The organism is Viridibacillus arenosi, assembly GCF_001955655.1.
Classification (GTDB): Bacteria; Bacillota; Bacilli; order Bacillales_A; family Planococcaceae; genus Viridibacillus; species Viridibacillus arenosi.
Genome location: NZ_MSPW01000044.1, coordinates 1 through 835, shown reverse-complemented (window position 1 = coordinate 835; position 835 = coordinate 1). Strand labels below are relative to the sequence as shown.

Below are 835 nucleotides of genomic sequence, written 5' to 3'. Positions count from 1 at the left end.
AGTTCTCCCTCACTTTTCCTCTTCAACTAGATGGCCCGATTGTTGAATACAAGTTAAAACCTCTCTTGAACTAAACTGCCCCGTTAGTTCAATAAGAAAAAAGAGCTGCCTATGCAACTCAATGATCTTCAAGTAAAGCACCCGTTAGTTCAATAAGGGTTACTGTATTCTATTTGCATTTCTTTTTGCATATGTAGAAGGTGAAAACGAAACTTTAAATTTTCCTGCTAGTTCTTTTTGTACTTTTTCAGTTAATATCAAACCTTTTTTATTATGTATTTCTTCAAGTTCTACCCCGTTAGGGACTATTCCATCATTTTCCCAATCAATCCATTTTCCATACTGTAAAATCCACTCCTGTAATTCAGCCTTCAACTTGATTGAAATCGGAACGTCTTCTATATCAAAGTTACTAAAACATTTATTACACCATATAGCGTCTGCACCTATATCGGCTTCAACTTTTAAATATTTATTACAACTACATAAATCTACCATTTTATTTTTTCGTCTCCCTTTAGTAAAGTAACCTGCGGCGTTAGCTCGATAGGAAAAGCTGCTTTTTAATTCGGCATTTGGATCTTAAACTCTTGCACCCGTTAGTTGAATTAGAACAGCGACGCTTATTAAACAATCGCGCCCGATTGGATTGCGGTATTATAATATTGTTATCCCTTTGCCCTTTTCGGCCAAATAAAATTGCTTATGGCAATCAAAAAATCGATGCCTAACACAAGTGTCCATATTTTTAAAAATCCAGCCAACACTTCTGTTCGAGCTGAATCGTTAATTAAATAGATTAAGGTGAATAAAACCCCGGCACCTATTAGAAAAG

General features: G+C 35.3%; 1 protein-coding gene. It reads right to left on the bottom strand.

Translation table 11 applies throughout. From position 1 onward, the window contains the following. Positions 1-159: 159 nt before the first annotated feature. Complete coding sequence (locus tag BK137_RS21680) at positions 160-498, bottom strand: hypothetical protein (RefSeq protein WP_038185058.1); 339 nt, start codon at positions 496-498, stop codon at positions 160-162. Positions 499-835: the final 337 nt, after the last annotated feature.

Coding starts and splice junctions, on each gene's coding strand:
- BK137_RS21680 (WP_038185058.1), bottom strand. CDS start 498: ATGGTAGATTTATGTAGTTGTAATAAATATTTAAAAGTTGAAGCCGAT.